This window comes from Vibrio sp. GJ43-1, assembly GCF_055808835.1.
In genome coordinates, this window is sequence record NZ_CM147884.1 from 2,022,652 (window position 1) to 2,039,507 (window position 16,856).

General features: G+C 43.8%; 10 protein-coding genes and 3 pseudogenes. 8 read left to right on the forward strand and 5 right to left on the reverse strand.

What is annotated here, in order from left to right; translation table 11 throughout:
• Positions 1-47: 47 nt before the first annotated feature.
• Positions 48-1,640 (reverse strand): ABC-F family ATPase, encoded by a 1,593-nt coding sequence (locus AC0L66_RS09760; RefSeq protein ID WP_265677052.1) that lies wholly within the window; start codon positions 1,638-1,640, stop codon positions 48-50.
• A 270-nt stretch (positions 1,641-1,910) separates the two neighbouring features.
• Between AC0L66_RS09760 and AC0L66_RS09765 the strand changes: the two are divergent.
• The 3 genes and pseudogenes from AC0L66_RS09765 (at position 1,911) to AC0L66_RS09775 (ending at position 6,052) form a co-directional block, all read left to right on the forward strand.
• Positions 1,911-4,260: pseudogene (locus AC0L66_RS09765) on the forward strand (ATP-binding protein).
• Between the two features lie 14 nt (positions 4,261-4,274).
• Positions 4,275-5,168 (forward strand): mechanosensitive ion channel family protein, encoded by an 894-nt coding sequence (locus AC0L66_RS09770; protein ID WP_265677049.1) that lies wholly within the window; start codon positions 4,275-4,277, stop codon positions 5,166-5,168.
• 77 nt (positions 5,169-5,245) lie between these two features.
• Positions 5,246-6,052: a hypothetical protein gene (locus AC0L66_RS09775; RefSeq protein ID WP_473567097.1), complete on the forward strand. Its 807-nt coding sequence runs from the start codon at positions 5,246-5,248 to the stop codon at positions 6,050-6,052.
• 230 nt (positions 6,053-6,282) lie between these two features.
• Here the strand turns inward: AC0L66_RS09775 and AC0L66_RS09780 are convergent, their stop codons facing one another.
• Both AC0L66_RS09780 and AC0L66_RS09785 read right to left on the reverse strand, forming a co-directional pair.
• The gene (locus AC0L66_RS09780) at positions 6,283-7,356 is read right to left on the reverse strand and encodes a DUF2955 domain-containing protein (protein WP_473567099.1); all 1,074 of its coding nucleotides are present in this window, start codon (positions 7,354-7,356) and stop codon (positions 6,283-6,285) included.
• A pseudogene (locus tag AC0L66_RS09785) lies at positions 7,346-8,495 on the reverse strand (HlyD family secretion protein). Before AC0L66_RS09785 ends, AC0L66_RS09780 begins: the two are co-directional and overlap by 11 nt.
• 241 nt (positions 8,496-8,736) lie before the next feature.
• Here AC0L66_RS09785 and AC0L66_RS09790 point away from each other — a divergent pair.
• On the forward strand, positions 8,737-9,756 hold the full coding sequence (locus AC0L66_RS09790; RefSeq protein ID WP_473567101.1) for an AraC family transcriptional regulator: 1,020 nt from the start codon (positions 8,737-8,739) through the stop codon (positions 9,754-9,756).
• Between the two features lie 238 nt (positions 9,757-9,994).
• On the opposite strand, the gene AC0L66_RS09795 is transcribed toward AC0L66_RS09790, so the two are convergent.
• On the reverse strand, positions 9,995-12,052 hold the full coding sequence (locus tag AC0L66_RS09795; protein ID WP_473569215.1) for a sensor histidine kinase: 2,058 nt from the start codon (positions 12,050-12,052) through the stop codon (positions 9,995-9,997).
• Positions 12,042-13,502 carry a sigma-54-dependent transcriptional regulator gene (locus AC0L66_RS09800; RefSeq protein WP_265677035.1) on the reverse strand — a complete coding sequence of 487 codons (1,461 nt, stop codon included), beginning with the start codon at positions 13,500-13,502 and terminating at the stop codon, positions 12,042-12,044. The genes AC0L66_RS09795 and AC0L66_RS09800 overlap by 11 nt, the downstream gene beginning before the upstream one ends.
• Positions 13,503-13,745: 243 nt before the next feature.
• Here AC0L66_RS09800 and AC0L66_RS09805 point away from each other — a divergent pair, with 243 nt between their 5' ends.
• The 4 genes and pseudogenes from AC0L66_RS09805 to mobA all read left to right on the forward strand — a co-directional run bounded on the left by AC0L66_RS09805 (position 13,746) and on the right by mobA (position 16,758).
• Positions 13,746-14,579 carry an ABC transporter substrate-binding protein gene (locus AC0L66_RS09805; RefSeq protein WP_265677034.1) on the forward strand — a complete coding sequence of 278 codons (834 nt, stop codon included), beginning with the start codon at positions 13,746-13,748 and terminating at the stop codon, positions 14,577-14,579.
• A pseudogene (locus AC0L66_RS09810) lies at positions 14,579-15,281 on the forward strand (ABC transporter permease). Before AC0L66_RS09805 ends, AC0L66_RS09810 begins: the two are co-directional and overlap by 1 nt.
• Before the next feature lie 162 nt (positions 15,282-15,443).
• Positions 15,444-16,196: an energy-coupling factor ABC transporter ATP-binding protein gene (locus AC0L66_RS09815; protein WP_265677032.1), complete on the forward strand. Its 753-nt coding sequence runs from the start codon at positions 15,444-15,446 to the stop codon at positions 16,194-16,196.
• Positions 16,174-16,758: a molybdenum cofactor guanylyltransferase MobA gene (mobA, locus tag AC0L66_RS09820; protein WP_473567104.1), complete on the forward strand. Its 585-nt coding sequence runs from the start codon at positions 16,174-16,176 to the stop codon at positions 16,756-16,758. Before AC0L66_RS09815 ends, mobA begins: the two co-directional genes overlap by 23 nt.
• The last annotated feature ends 98 nt before the right edge of the window (positions 16,759-16,856 follow it).

Genomic DNA, 16,856 nt, shown 5'->3' on the forward strand with positions numbered 1-16,856 from the left:
GTACTCAGTGTTTTTAAACGTCTAAGTATCGATAAACACTCTCAAGTTTACGCATCACCACGCATTTTCAAAAATTCTTCATACGTTCCTTTAAAATCATTGATCTTGTTATCTTTGATTTCAAGGATACGCGTCGCCAAAGACGATACGAACTGTCTGTCGTGCGATACGAATAACAATGTACCTTTATAGTTCTCAAGCGCCAAGTTTAGTGACTCAATCGATTCCATATCCATGTGGTTTGTTGGTTCATCCATCAACAACATGTTTGGTTTATGCATCATTAATTTGCCTAGAAGCATACGACCTTGCTCACCACCAGACAGAACTTTCACTGATTTTTTAATGTCATCTTGGCTAAATAGCATACGACCTAAGAAGCTACGAACCACTTGCTCGTCATCGCCTTCTTGACGCCATTGCCCCATCCAATCGGTTAGATTGAGATCTTCAGCAAAATCGTGGGCGTGATCTTGAGCGTAGTAACCAATGTTAGAGTTTTCCGACCATTTGTACGTGCCTGATTTTTGCTCTAATGCGCCAGCAAGCGTGTTAAGTAATGTTGTTTTACCCACACCATTCTCGCCAATAATCGCAACGCGCTCACCGACTTCAAAAATCGCATTGAAGTCAGACCAAAGCATACCGTCATCAAAGCCGTTAGACAGTTCTTCAACAATCAGCGCGTTACGGAATAGTTCTTTCTCTTGTTCAAAGCGAATGAATGGGTTTTGACGGCTAGACGCTTTCACTTCATCCAGCTGAATCTTGTCAATTTGCTTAGCACGAGACGTCGCTTGTTTTGCTTTTGAAGCGTTAGCAGAAAATCGAGAAACGAACGTTTGAAGCTCCGCAATTTGCGCTTTTTTCTTTGCGTTATCCGACAATAGACGCTCACGAGCTTGAGTCGCAGCAAACATGTACTCATCGTAATTACCAGGGTAAAGGCGTAACTCACCGTAATCTAGATCAGCCATGTGCGTACAGACACTGTTTAAGAAGTGACGGTCGTGCGAGATAATGATCATGGTACAGTTGCGCTGGTTTAGCGTTTGCTCCAACCAACGGATAGTATCCATATCCAAGTTGTTCGTTGGTTCGTCAAGTAGCATGATATGCGGGTCAGCAAATAAAACTTGAGCCAATAGTACACGAAGTTTCCAGCCTGGAGCGACTTCGCTCATTAGGCCATAGTGTTGATCCAGAGGGATACCAACAGCCAGTAATAATTCACCTGCTTTAGATTCCGCCATGTAGCCATCAAGTTCTGCAAACTCAACCTCAAGATCGGCCACTTTCATACCATCTTCTTCGCTCATCTCTGCTAAAGAGTAGATGCGGTCACGTTCTTTCTTTATTTCCCATAGCTCTTTATGACCCATGATAACGGTATCAATAACAGAGAATGCTTCATAAGCAAATTGGTCTTGGTTCAGCTTTGCCACTCGTTCGTTAGGATCGCAAGATACCGTCCCGCCAGATTGCTCAAGCTCACCGCTTAGAATTTTCATAAATGTGGATTTACCACAGCCGTTTGCACCAATTAGGCCATAACGGTTACCGTCACCAAATTTGACAGAAATATTTTCAAACAGTGGTTTAGCGCCGAACTGTTGAGTGATGTTAGCGGTTGAAAGCACAAGCAATACCTTTGAAAGTGAACAAAACTGCGCAACCGTACAGGGAGTTTGCCTAGGTTGCAAGTAACAAAGTGGCGTCGCCCTTAGCTTTTTTCGGTAAAGTTAAAGCTTTTACTGACAAAGTGGCCACGAACTATTCATTTCTAATACATATTCTCGGCATTTTCAATTTTCTACTGCCAAAATGGGCGAAGTGCGATTACGGTAACTACACTATATAACTATGACAATACCTATTTATACAGTCAGTTACAGGCAGTGTGCAGAATCATGAAAAAGCTCATCATTACACTATCGTTACTTATGTCTCTTTTTTGTTCTCACGCAATAGCTAAGTGGGAATTTCAAGATGAGACTCTCCCTGCTCTATCTCAAACCGCGGTTGATATGGAGAAGGAAGTCGCTGCATTTTCTAACCCATTATTCTTAACACCCTCTGAGCAAGCTAAAGTTCGACGGTTGTTGTCAGTAACATTAGAACTGCAAGATGATGAAATTCGTGCGTTTGAATCATCTTTGAAGGACTACCGCCACGCGTCGACAGAAAAAGACGAACGCTGGTTAAGCGTTCAGAATCACTATTTGACGCTGGGAAGTTTGAGTCTTAGTAAGCAACGCTTACTCGACTTAGCATCCTCTCGTACTAGAGAACAACTGACTGGGTTCGGTCCTGATGGCGTGACTCAATTTAAGCAAGAGCTCAAGCTCACTACGTTAAACGCAGAGTACTTTGTTTTTTTGCAATTCATCAGCATTAAAACACTCGTAAAAGAAATTTTTATATCGCCAATTCCTGTTATCTGGGCAGCACTCAAAGTCTTTTTTATCTACTCATTATTAATGTGGTGGCTAGCCAATCAGAAACGTTTGTTTGAGCAGTTTAAGCAGCACGTTGCATCCAACATGTCTAAGCCCCCTATTTGGGTTCGCATCATTTGGTACATCGGTCGAGCGAGTCGTGCAATTGCTTGGTTAATTGCGCTCACACTCTCTCTACGAGTGTTAAGTAGCATAGATGCGCTCGAGCATCTCATTTATCTGGAGATTTTTACGTGGTGGGTACTCGGTGGATCCATTGCCATTAGCTTTATTTTGGAGTTTGCTCATCGCAATAGTATGGCTTCCAGCCCGGTTATCGTTGCATTACGGCTCTCAACCATACGCCGTTATGTCTGGAGTTTTATTTTGGCTAGGCGTGGTACTGCAAATTTCTTCTGAGACACTAGGTAAAGGCACCATTTATTACTGGATATACAGCTTATTTTCATTTTGGTTTGCATTTATTACCGTGACCGTCTTGATGATGTGGAAGCCCACCGTCTTTCAATCATTAGAACGTGTTACAGAGAAACCACTCATTGTCGTTTGGGCATCAAGAAAAAAAGACACGTTCTTCTTGGGTATTATTGCCACTACTATTGCGACGATTTGGCTAACTTTTCACCACTTAAAGAATCGTTCCATTGGGTTACTATCAAGAAATACCTTTTTTAATCAAGCATTGACCTATCTATTCAAAATTGAAGTGGCCAAACAAACAGGCAGTAAAGGCGACCATAGTTTAGTTCGAGTCCGCGGTGACGACGCTTTTAAGTATATTCTTCCAGGTAATGAAGAAAGCCCGCTAGTGGATTACGCCAAGAATGAAATAAAACAACTGTCGCAATATTTGCTCACCGACAATCCAGCCATTTGTGTCATTACAGGCGAACGTGGTGTAGGTGCGACTCGCTTGCTTCAGCAATTATTAGGTAAAACCAAAAATGCTGAACCCATCTATATCAATTGTCCATTGGCAGGTTACAGCGAGTTATTGGTTGAACTGGCCATCAGTTTGGGGTTAGAGCCTGAGACTAGCGAGGTGAAGATACTCACGCTTTTGCGTAAGAGCGAGATCCCATATCTTATTGCGATTGATAATTGCCAAAGGTTAGTAAAACCCAAAGTGGGCGGCCTCAACGACCTGATTCGCTTCACTAACCTGCTCCGCCGCTCAAAGAAAAACCATCGCGCTGTCTTTGCCATCGAGAAAGCGAGCTGGCGCTTTGTAGACCGAGCGCGGGGCGAGCGATTGTTGTTTGACTGGGTCGCCTTTCTACCTCGCTGGAGCGAAACACAAATTCATCAGTTACTGGATACGCGTATAAACCAACAGATAGAGAATCCATTGAGTTTTGATGGCCTCGTGGTACCAAAACAATGGGACAACGACAGCGAAACGGAAGAGGAACGCGCGAGACAAGGCTTCTATCGCATCCTTTGGCATTATTCCGATGGTAACCCAACCGTTGCATTACGCTTTTTCAGGTTATCTTTAAGAAGAGATAAAACTAACGGTCATGTTGTTGTGCGACTTTTTCATGCTCCAGAATCAGAGGAGTTAGAAAAAATGCCCAAACCTATGCTTGCCATCCTGCGCTCGATTGTGCAATTAGAAGCCGCGTCACCCGATGACCTTTCTGACTGTACACAGCTGACAATATCGGAAGTCATTGGCACCTTACGTTATTTTCAAAGTCGAGGTTATATTGAGTGGGCTGAAGATAAAGCGCGGGTCTCCGATCACTGGTTTAGACACATTACTAATGTTCTAGACCGTCAACATTTACTCGTTAAATAACAGGGCTTTCTCTTATGAATAAATGGCTATACGTTATCGCCCTACTGCTACTTTCTAGTGCAGTTAATGCTGAGGAAGCGATCGCATCTGTCGAAAATATTACCCAGTTTACCAATTTGATTCGTTGGTCTGGCGTTATATTCAGCATTCTTATTATGATGGGCACTTGGGTACTCATTAAATTTATGAATTCGATGGTAGAGAGTATTGGCGGGCAGTTCGTTCAATATCGGATGTTGCTACAAAAACTGCAGTCATTTTTGCAGTTCTTTATCTACATGACCGCTGGCTTGGTTGTATTCATGCTGAGTTTTCGAATTAATGACCATATACTTGCCCTCATTGGTGGCACACTCGCAGTGTCTGTAGGCTTTGCATTAAAAGACCTTGCTGCTTCTTTCATCGCCGGGCTGACCGTTATGATTGACCGCCCTTTTCAGGTTGGTGACCGCGTCACATTTGAAGGTAACTACGGGGATATTACTACCATTGGATTACGTTCGGTTCGAATGCGGACATTGAACGATGACATCATTACCATCCCTAACAACAAATTTCTTAACGAAGTCACGGTCAGCGGTAACTATGGTGCATTAGATATGCAAGTCGTCATTCCGTTCTACGTTGGCATGAATGAAGACATTGTCATGGCGCGTAACTTAATTCAGGAAGCAGCGTCGTCTAGTCGCTATATTCATTTGCCTAAACCTGTTACGGTATTAGTCAAACAAACGATTACTGACAATTACTTAGCGGTACAACTCACCTGTAAAGCGTATGTTGTAGACACCGCGTATGAAAAACTCTTCGAAACGGATATTACCTTACGTGTGATTGATGAATTTCGTAAACACAATATTAATGCGCCACAAATTGCGGTGCAGAATCACAACCGCACGATAGAGTAGCGTGCGAGATGCAAAGATCGATACAAACGTTATACCCACACAATTATAAAAATATAAACGTACTTAAAGGAATAGGAATGCGTTTTTTAGGACAAACTATAGTGGTAGCAGCATTGCTCACGTCATCGCCTTTGATGGCAACGGATAAAGACGAAGAATGGGAGTTTCTTGTCGTATTTCCGATGTTATGGGCACCGAGTATAACGGGCACAACGGGTCCTGCAAACGACAAGATTGATATCGACATCCCTTTTGACAACATTGTTAGCAACTTAAACTTCGGTTTAATGGGGGATTTCTATGCTCAAAAAGACAGGTGGCTACTCGGCGTCAGAGCAAATTATCTTCATGTCAAAAACGATACGGATACTCAGCCCGGGGTTATCGTTCCCAGTTTCAATGTTGACCTGAGTGCTCACATGTCGTTGAACGATGTGTTCGCGGGTTATGAAGTCACGCATGGTTTAGTGCTACTGACTGGAGTGCGTCATGTCTACAGTAAAATTGATGTGAAAGTAGGCGCCAACAGTGACCGTCCATTTTGGAATGATAAAAACGGTACCATCACATCCAGTTCCCACCAATTCGACTGGCTGATTGGCTTAAAGTATGCCCATCACTTTGGCAACAACTGGGGGTTAAGCTTAACAGTGGATGCGGGTATTGCTGGTGACAACGATATAAACCGAGGACTCAATCTTGCCGGGACCTATAGTTTTAGTAAGCACAATAACCTCTGGTTCGGCTATCGATATCTAAACCTTCAAAAATACGACCGACAGTACAAACGGTCCGGTAGAATTAGATGTGACCCAAAAAGGCCCAATGATTGGCTGGGCATATATGTTTTAATTGCCTCTCCTCTTAGTCACGTAGTGCAATAAATGAGAGGCTTAACGATCGGCTGCCTTCAGACGCTAGTAGCGTCGAGAGTGCCTACATTTCTGTTTTAACGTTATGCCTTCTAAACAATAAACGCCAAGTATTTGGCCGCTTTGCGTATCATATTTCGACACAAGATTTTGTTATTTATCTGTTAACGGCAGGGCTAAGATTATCAGTAGATCGCAACTACCGTTCTGATCTGACCAATCATCAATCTCTTATCATTTCTTTATTGACACTCACGGCTAGTCTTCATCATCTGCCCATGGAACTTTAATAATTTCCAATCTCTCGTTTCAATGAAGTACGCGGCAATGATCATGTATATTGCCACAATGAGCAGTAACCCTAATCGGATCCACATTTTTTCATCAATAGCACCAGAACTCATCATTGTTGTGCCAATCAGCACTAACGCGGTGTTAAATGCCGTGCTGTATATTGGCGCTTTCGCAGGCTCCATATACATTTTTGTTCCGAACATGATCGCCATTAGACTAATACAAAGCGTATAGAAAAACATTGATGGAACCAGCGCAAGCACACTAAACACGCCGATGGCAATCACACCACCGATCGCATTGCTTATTAGCAAAAATACGCCGAGTTTAATGGACTTGTCACCGGTAATCATAAGAGATAACAGTGCTATAAATATCATTGACAATAGCGCTTCAGAGATTTGAAAGACAAAGAAAAATACCACGACAGGAAGGGCAATGATTGAAGCTCGTATTGCTGAAAACCAACGAAACTCCTCAGTCATCCCTGGGCTCACTTCTGTGGCTTTCATGGTTTCTTTCTCTGGAAGATAGATATGCACAAGCGCAAATACACCGACCGCCACTGCACCCGATGCACTGAGTCCGAACCCAAGAAAAACCGCAACAGCAGGGCTGTCTATTGCCATAAATGGCAACATGAGTACCGCCATTAGCAAAATCGTAGCAAATAGATTCCACTTAGGATCCAAGAATAGATAGTAGCCAAGGGTCATCAAGCCACCTACCCCAATAAGTAATGGTAGCGGGTAATGAGAAAAACCCATACTCAATGCAATACCAATGGCTACGGTAACAATCATAGCCAGTAGCAATTCGTACACCACGTCTTTAGTCATAACCTTTTTCTCAAAGAGAAACTTAGCCGTAAAGATCGGGGTAATGAATGCTAGCGGCCAATCAATCCAAGACGCTAAAAAGGTCGCGAGCCCTACACCAAGCGCAAAACGTAGAATGCGGGTTTCTAAACACCAAGCTACCGACTCAGGAGCAAGAGCTGTTGATTCAACGTTATCTGACATAAGACATCCAACTGACCACTCGAATCCATAATTTGCCAAGGCTATTGAATATCACGTTGTCGCCAGTATAAACAACAACATCCGCTTGACCGCCAATTCGCAACTGCCCTTTGGTATCTTCTGGATTAAATTCAATCATGACTGGTAGCATTTGTGTTTGACGCAGCCAGCCTAGCTTGATTATTTGCTTGCGCTAATTTCCCAGCTTGATTGCTTTGACCCCAATCTACGCCCCAATCCACACTTGAAACTGCGCCTTTAACTACTTTTCCCGGAGCAAAATCTAAGGCTATTTCTACCTCATCACCTGCTTGAATATTGCCTAAACTATTTTCTCTGAAATACGCTTCAATCCAAATTGAGTCTGTAGAAATAAACGTCATCATTGGCTGCCCAGCGGTGGCGTAAAAGCCTTCCGATAGACTGAAGTTAGACACGCCGCCATTCGTAGGAGCGCGAACGGTTGTTCGCGCTAAATCAAGTTGAGCTTTTTCTAACGCCAACAACGCTGCTTTGATTTGACTGTTTTCTTCTCCAGCACTGCCTAATTGTTTATTCGCTTTATCAAGATCGGCTTGCGCATTTTGGACATTCGCACGGGCTCTTGCCAATGCAGCACGAGACTTGTCCGCTTCAGAAACTGAAATGACTCCCTTTTCCGCCATAGCAAGTACACGCCGGGTTTGCAGTTCAACATTGTCTTTTTCAACTGAAGCACTCGTAAGTCGGGCTTGCGCCGCAGCGATTGATGCCGTTTGAGCCCCAACATTCTGACCTGCGATAGCTAAGTCCTGTTCAGCTTTTTTTACCGCAATTTCATAATCAACAGGGTTAAGAGTGGCTAAGACGTCCCCTTCTGCGACCAATTGATTAGGCCTCACCAGTATATCCGTCACCTGACCAGACACCTGTGGCTTAATTGGAACCACATAGCCTTTGACTCGCGCATTATCAGTTGTAGGAATTATCCGATCTGACGCAATACTCACGATTACTGATAGGGCGACGACTCCAAGAAGCAAATTGGTGACTTTTCTTACTCGCTGCTGGCTGTTTTGCCCTTCTTGATTCGCTTGCTCTGCGTCCTTATCCGACACCTGCTCTTCGGCATCACATTTTGGCTCAATTTCTTTACTCATTTTGTCTTCCTTGCTACAACCTTCAACAATTTTTCTACCACTATATATAGACTAAACAAACCAGTTTTCAACAGTAATACATTGAAAAAACTATGTTTTTGTGACCATTCCGACCATTGATAACACTGGTTTTCGTTATGATAAAGGATAAAATAATTGCCTGAAAAAACTTGCCATATTGCGCCAATCACCCGATGCTTATAGAAACGAATGTAGAAAATGAGTAAAAGGAACACACCGGATGACATCGACGCCCAGTGATACAAAAAATACAGAATCCGTACCCATGATTAAATCGGGCTACGCACGGATCATCATCGAACTGCTTGCAGAAAACCATTACGACGCCCACCAGCTTATTCATGAGTCAGGGTTACCACCCGACCTCCGCGATTTAGACAGCGAGTTTTTACCCGTTGAGCCCATTCGCCGATTGCTATTTTTGTCGGCGCATCAATTAGGTACAACCAATTTTGGCGAGTTACTTAAACTGGCGATTAGACAAAAGTTGGTTCCCAAATTACTTGGTGCGTTTCAAGAATGTACGACGGTTAAAGAAGCTCTGATCTCTTCAAACGCTATCTATCAATACGATGCCGTTGGCACGACAACTGGCGTTGAAGAGGTTCACGGCAGAGTCTGGTACTTTCGATATAAACCTTTTGAAGAGAATGGTCTGTACTTATGGTCGGAAGTTTTTGCGTTAATGTATTCGATTGAATTTATCAGAGCACTAACCAAGACAAATTGGACACCAAAGCAAGTGAAGACCCAATCGATAAATGCCGACGTATTCCAGTCGACAGTGGGTAAAGAGATACAATACTTTGTTGGCAACGACAAAATGGCAATTTGGATTGATGACAGTATCCTCAAGCAACCAGTCAAGATTTCCAGCCAAGATGTTCAGTTTCAAGAACCTTTAGTCACATGGCACGCGAATTTTACTGATAAAGTATTTACTTCATTACTGCCTTATGTTCGTGAACATAATCTAACACTTGAACAAGCTGCCAAATTATTAAGGATGACGCCACGTACGCTACAGCGACGCTTACACGACGAAAAAACCAACTTTCGGCATATAAAGGATAATCTTCTGTTTACCGTTGCGGTAGAAATGATGGCTGAAGAACTGTCTCTAACCCATGTTGCCAACCAACTCGGGTACTCTGATATTTCTCACTTTTCGCGAGCATTTAAGCGGATCAGTGGGCTTACTCCAAGGTTGTATCAAAAATCGATTTTGAGCCTAAGTTAGCTCCAACATCAACCTTAGACTCTCCTATGCCGACAATAAGACGGATTACCCAAATTCTGTAATAGGCTGTTATTTCATTAACGGCATAAAATGGTAATTAATCTCCTCAATGTCGCATTAACATTCCTCTTTAGTTCACCAACAGAGTAAGGAAATGCAACATTCAACATGAATAGCCATTGTATTGATATAGCTACTAACTGCTAACTGCTAACTGCTAACTGCTAACTGCTAACTGCTAACTGCTAACTAATAGATGATGATCGGTTTTATTTGGTAAGTACAAGGTAAATTGGCTTCCTTTACCTAGCTCGGATTTTACTTTTATCTCACCACCTGTTTGACTCAAAATACTTTGCGATACGGATAAACCCAATCCGGTACCGTCGCGCTTAGTGGTAAAAAATGGGTCGAAGATTCGCTTCAAATTAGCATCTGAAATGCCACAACCTTCATCGATAATATGAATTAATGCGCCAATTTTTTCGCTTCCTTCAATCCAGTCTTCACTTAATACTGTAAGACGCCCCTTACCCTGCATCGCATGTATCGCGTTCATTTGCAGGTTAACCAAAATTTGCAGCAATTGGTGACGGTTAATTTCTACTGGTGTTTTCGCATGTAAGTCCACGTAAAATTCGACATCTCGCTTCTTAGAACCCGTACGAACGAGAGTCACACTCTCATCGACAATGGGGTTAACGTGCTGCCAGGTCACTTCATCTTGCACGCCACCTTGTCGGCTATACTGCAGTAAACTTCGGGTAATGTTTCGAATGCGGTCAATCTGCACTAAGATCGCGTCCACCTCTTCTTCAACAGCGCTAACATCATCACCAAGCTCAAACTTTAAGAGTTCCACATTGCCAAGAATAACCGCGGTAGGGTTATTAATTTCATGAGCAATCCCTGCCGTTAGCTCCCCCAAAGCCGCCAGTTTTTCATTAACAATGAGCTTATCTTTGGTTTGATTCAACAAGTGAATATGCAGCTCTAGCTGCTCAGTTTTGTCCTTCAAACTCGCAGTTCTTGACGCCACTTTAGCTTCTAGCTCATGAGCGGCTTCTTGAATTTGCTCGTTGCGATATTGCAGCTGATTAAGCATGTTGTCGAATTGCCGAGCAAGCTGACTTAGCTCATGCTGACTATCTAGCCCAATATCACCAATGCGCTCTTCATCCTTACCAAGTTGTACCATTTTGACCACTCGATGTATTTGTTCAATTGGCTTAAAAAGACCCCGCGCACCACGGTAAACAATAAATCCAGACAACAACAAAATAGCAACAATGATTGCGGTAACTTCACCGACATTGGTTAAATAGGTTTTGAGTAGTGGCCAAGCACGATACCCAGTATAAGTAATACCGATAATGTTATTATCACGGTCACGCAGTGCGTCATAGCCCGCTATATACCAGGTATCATAGACGTAAGCCTTATCGATCCAACGCTGCCCTTTTTCTAGGACACGCTGCCGTACCTCTTCAGAAACGACAGTGCCTATTGCTCTTCGACCTTGATATGACGCTTCAATCGGTACATTGGTCGCCACCCGTAAATCTTCTAAAAAGATTGTGACCGTCCCTTTAACGTGACGAGCTAGGCTTGTTTCTGGATAAATCGTGTCTCGAATACCATCAACCAACTCAAAATTGTTATTGAGTAACACTCCGCCATCGAGATAGCCAACCACTTGGCTGCTATCATCAAATATAACGACCACAGAACGACTAACAAGTGAGCGAGTTTCTAACATTTGCGTAGATTGATGGCGAACCTCTGAGTGTTCCGCGATTTGGGGTTCTAAAGCAAACGCATCTTCACGTTTCAATACATCGAAAAAAGATTGATAACTGGCCATTGCTTGGTACTGACGAGTGGCAGCAGGTGCATTATCACCGTCGTTTACATCGGACAAACTTTGAATCGGAATCCAACGTAAAAAATCGAGTTGATACCGAGTATTTTGTCGCTTAACCCACTCATCAAACTCTTGAGCAGACTGAATATGCGAAAGGCGCGTTCTAAATTCATACGACTCGGAAAACGCCTGTAAGTGTTCATGCTGCTCGTGTTGCAAACTATCCAATTTATCGGTAACAATATTCAGCCGTTCTCCAACATCAACCAATGCACTCTGCCACGTATAGTGAATAGACCAGTAGGCCGTAATCGCAAACATGGCTATTAAGGTAAGAACAATAGGCGCTGACGTAAGAAACAATAATCGATAACGCACCATCGTTTGAGTGCGAAATCGCCATCGACTGACTAAATAACTGTTAATCCTCATTCGACGACCTACTTTCATCCCATTCTTTATACTTACGCTCCAAGGTTTTCCTTGCGACTCCCAAGTCACGCGACGCGGCAGATTTATTACCCGAATGGGAATCCATTACTTGTTGGATGTGAGCTTTCTCGACATCTTTTAGTGACCATGAATCAGGGTAACCAAATTGCAACTCACCAGCTCCGCTTGTCGCAGGTAGCGTAGTGATATCATTGGACGATAACGTAATTGCAGCGCTGACCGCTGGACCATTCAGCTCTCTAAAGTAATGCGCTGGTGGCTTATTGAGCAATATACAACGTTCTAGCATATTCTTAAGTTCGCGCACGTTGCCTGGCCAATCATAATCTTGCATGGCATACATATCTTCATGCGCCCAGTTTGGCTCCACAACGCCCAACTCTTTGGCTAACATTCTTGTCAGATAAGGCACTAATTCGTTTAAGTCACTGAGTCGCGTACGCAATGCTGGCACCTCGATCTTTAACACGTTTAAACGATAGAACAGGTCTTGCCTAAATTTGCCGTCTTCAACTTCTTGTTGTAGGTTTCGGTTCGTGGCCGCGACGATTCGTACATCCACACTGATTTCTCGCTCGGTACCCACGGGTCTCACAGTGCGTTGCTCAAGCACTCTTAGCAATGAGGCTTGCATAGCTAGCGGCATTTCTCCGATTTCGTCTAGAAACAAAGTGCCACCGCTCGCCACTCTAAATAACCCTTCTCGGCTCTTCTTAGCGCCAGTAAACGCACCTGCCGTATGACCAAAGAGTTCACTTTCAAGTAGCTCTGGTGCTAAAGCACCACAGTTAATCGCTACGTAAGGCCCCTTACGTTTACTGGCATCATGCAGCCCTCTTGCCACTAATTCTTTACCCGTCCCTGACTCGCCCTCAATCAGCACCGATGCCTTTGAAGGCGCAAACTGACTAATCAACTGCTTAAGTTGTGTTGTTTTGATGGAAGAACCGATAAGCTCCTTCGACACACGGCGGTTTATATCGTGACTTAGCGCGGCGGTGACACGTTCAGCGGACCGCTTGTCCATACAACGACTCACGGCTTGAAGCATTTGCTGAAGGTTAAATGGCTTCAAAATAAAATCCGATGCCCCTAACTTAAGCGCACTGATGGCGACCTCTAGGTCCGCGTATCCAGTCATGAATATAATGTCCGCCTTACGGTCAGCATCATTAAATGCTTCTTCCCACTCAATCCCTGATCGTCCCGGCAAATTTATATCAAGGATAATCAAATCATAGTGATTTTGAAGGCGTAACGCTTCCGCTTCCTCTACACTTCCTGCGGTTTCAACATGACCAAAAGCTTTGCCTAACGCCTTTTTCAGTACGGCTTGCATACCAACTTCATCGTCCACGACAAGAGCTGAGAAGGCAAGATAAGGGGAAGCTTGCGCTTGAGAGTTTTCTGAAGAGTCAAAGAATGCCATAAATACTTGTTATTATTCCTATTTGGGACAGAGTGTACCAACATGAGTCAAAACATCCTTATTAAAATTGCGACATTTTGTCCCAGCTCAAACTAATTGTAGTTTACCGTGACAAAAATTTAGCAAAATGTCGCACTTTGCCACTTTTTTCCTATAAAAATTATGGCATTGTCTTTGCTTAACATGCTACGTCACCCGGAGCATTACGCTCTCCTATAAAAATATACAAAAATGGATACTATTATGAAGCTCCCTCATTTGATGGTTTCAGCCCTTTCCTTGGCAACACTTTCTGTATCGGCTTATGCAGAAGCACCTCAGAGTGAACTACCTCACGTTAGACTAGCGACCACCACAAGCACTTATCATTCTGGTTTATTAGACTACCTACTGCCTGAATTTACGAAGGAAACAGGATACCAAGTCGATATTATTGCCGCTGGTACCGGAAAATCCCTTCGAATGGGCGAAAATGGCGATGTAGACCTAGTCATGACTCACGCCCCTAAAGCTGAGGCGGCCTTTGTAAAAGCTGGTTACGGCATCGAACCCCACAAAGTGATGTACAACGATTTTGTTATCGTCGGTCCTGAAAAAGATCCAGCAGACATACATGATCAAAAAAGCATCGACCAAGTCTTCGATAGCATCGCAAAAACTAACGCTATTTTCATCTCACGAGGCGATGACTCAGGTACACACAAAAAAGAGCTGCAAATTTGGCAACAAACAAATATTGAGCCAAACTTTGGCGGTTACCGTTCGGTTGGACAAGGCATGGGACCAACGCTCAATATGGCCTCAGAGATGCAGGGCTATACTATGACTGACCGTGGCACGTGGCTCGCCTATCAAGCTAAACTCGATTTAGCAGTGCTCTTTGAAGGAGACAAGCAGCTGTTTAACCCTTACCAAGTGATTTTGGTTAACCCATCTCGCTTTCCTACGTTAAACACAGAGGGCGCGAAGGCTTTAAGTCAGTGGTTAATTTCAGATAAAGGCCAGACAATGATTAACAGCTATCGCAAAATGGGCGAACAGTTGTTTGTGGCGAATGCAGAGACACCCAATAGTTAATGAGTATTACTGAAACCACAATGGAGGCCTTTGGCCTCCTATTTAGCCTAGACCGAGAGCTGTGGAAAATTGTCGCGGTCTCTTTTAGTGTCTCTATTTCCGCTGTCTCTTTGGTGGTCTTGCTCAGCTATCTTATTTTCTTATCTACTCGCCTATAGTAACTTCCCCGGTAAATGGATGCTGTTATCTTTAGTTAATACGCTACAAGCTATCCCTACTGTGGTCATTGGATTATTGCTTTACATGCTGCTGTCACGCTCAGGCCCATTAGGGGACTGGCAAATGCTATTTACCCAAAAAGCGATGATAGTCGGGCAAATGCTAATTTGCTTTCCAGTTCTGGTTTCTATGATGCACGGTGCTTTACAAAGCACTGACCGAAGAGCAATGGAAACATCCATTACTCTAGGGGTGTCGAGAACTCGCACGTTGATGACGCTGATTTGGGAGTCTCGTTTTCCATTACTCGCTGCGGTCGTTGCAGGGTTTTCCCGCATCGTCACAGAAGTGGGATGCTCAATGATGGTTGGGGGAAATATTATGGGACTCACTAGAAATATCCCTACCGCTATCGCAATGGAAAGTCATAAAGGCGCGTTTGCTCAAGGTGTAGCGTTAGGGATTGTCCTATTACTTCTGGCGTTAGTTTTAAACTTTATGCTGTCGTCCATGAGAGGCAAAGGCGTGCTACGAACCCACTAGCAACACCTTACCTTCTAGTCACAACTCGTTGTTTAATGAGTAACGTATTACGTAAACAGCATAATGCTGAAGCATCGGAACATTCAGGGCTCGAAGGTGGCTACGAATTATCATTCAACCACTATACTTATTCAAAGGCTCTGCTTTAGGATTACAAGAATAATGACAATACAATTAAAAGCTAAGCAGATTTCCATGCGATTCAATACTCGCGTGCTTTTCCATATTCCTGAGTTGAGTATTGGTCCCAATGACGCCGTCTATCTCAAAGGAGCAAATGGCGTGGGTAAAACGACACTACTTAAAATTTTAGCGGGACTATTAAAGCCGAGTAGCGGTGTCATTACCCCTAAGCAAGGTGGTTTTTTTAACCGTTTATGCTCTGGTGCTGGTCGGAAGGATGTCATCTATTTGCATCAGTCTGCCTACTTATTTGATGGAACAGTCTATCAAAACGTCGTTTACGGTTTAAAGCACCGACGACAAAATGCCCACGACAAACGAGCCGATGTTATCGCCGCACTGCGACTTGTCGGGCTAGAAACGCTTGCTGACGAACATGTTTCTGTTTTGTCTGGAGGTGAAAAACAGCGTGTGGCAATGGCAAGGGCTTGGGTACTCAAGCCTTCGATTTTACTCATGGATGAACCTAGTGCGTCCCTTGATCAAGAGTCGATAGAGCGTTTAGTAACCATGGCACAGGATCTTCTGGACTTGGGGTCAAGCATCGTCGTTACAAGCCATCAAGCGAATAGGCTCACCGCTCTATGTCGAAAACAGTGGTGGATAAAAGACTGTACCTTGATAGAATCGCCATTGCTGCAAGTAATTGATAAAAGCAGCGTCAATAAAAGCGCCATCAAACACGCGAATATCAATCAAGAGAGTACTTATGCTGCAACCAGCGCAGACTAGTTGGGTTATCCTCGCTGGAGGACAAGCCTCACGCATGGGCGGAAATGACAAAGGGCTCATCGAGTTCAATGGTAAACCGTTAATTGAGCATGTATTACAGCGACTATCGTCTCAAACCGATGACATTACCATTAATGCAAACCGGAACCACGACCACTACTCACAGTATGCCCCTGTAATTAGCGACACCTTCCCCGACTATCCGGGTCCTTTAGGCGGCATTCACGCAGGTCTTCTGGCAGCAAAGCATGATTGGGTTGGCTTTGTGCCTTGCGACAGCCCCTTTATCGACGCGTCACTCATCCGTCGATTTTGTGACAACGTCACAACAGATTCCGATATCCTTGTGGCACATGACGGGGAGTATCACCAGCCCGTATTTACCCTTTTCCATCGACGTGTTCTTCCCAAGTTAGAAGCATTTTTAGAGCGAGGCGACCGAAAAATCATCCTCCTTTATAAAGATTGCCACACCGATTATGTCGACTTTTCTGACTCGCCTGACTGCTTTGTTAACCTTAATACACCAGAAGAACTTGCTCGCTTGGCAGCGAACCATTGAGCAAAACCTTCTTTGATTAACTCAAAAACTGAATAAACCTACGTCGGTTCAAAAAGAAGGACTTCTGCCCAACGTAATGGCTAACGTTTCCTTCCTAC

Coding starts and splice junctions, on each gene's coding strand:
- AC0L66_RS09770 (WP_265677049.1), top strand. CDS start 4,275: ATGAATAAATGGCTATACGTTATCGCCCTACTGCTACTTTCTAGTGCA.
- AC0L66_RS09775 (WP_473567097.1), top strand. CDS start 5,246: ATGCGTTTTTTAGGACAAACTATAGTGGTAGCAGCATTGCTCACGTCA.
- AC0L66_RS09780 (WP_473567099.1), bottom strand. CDS start 7,356: ATGTCAGATAACGTTGAATCAACAGCTCTTGCTCCTGAGTCGGTAGCT.
- AC0L66_RS09790 (WP_473567101.1), top strand. CDS start 8,737: ATGACATCGACGCCCAGTGATACAAAAAATACAGAATCCGTACCCATG.
- AC0L66_RS09795 (WP_473569215.1), bottom strand. CDS start 12,052: ATGAGGATTAACAGTTATTTAGTCAGTCGATGGCGATTTCGCACTCAA.
- AC0L66_RS09800 (WP_265677035.1), bottom strand. CDS start 13,502: ATGGCATTCTTTGACTCTTCAGAAAACTCTCAAGCGCAAGCTTCCCCT.
- AC0L66_RS09805 (WP_265677034.1), top strand. CDS start 13,746: ATGAAGCTCCCTCATTTGATGGTTTCAGCCCTTTCCTTGGCAACACTT.
- AC0L66_RS09815 (WP_265677032.1), top strand. CDS start 15,444: ATGACAATACAATTAAAAGCTAAGCAGATTTCCATGCGATTCAATACT.
- mobA (WP_473567104.1), top strand. CDS start 16,174: ATGCTGCAACCAGCGCAGACTAGTTGGGTTATCCTCGCTGGAGGACAA.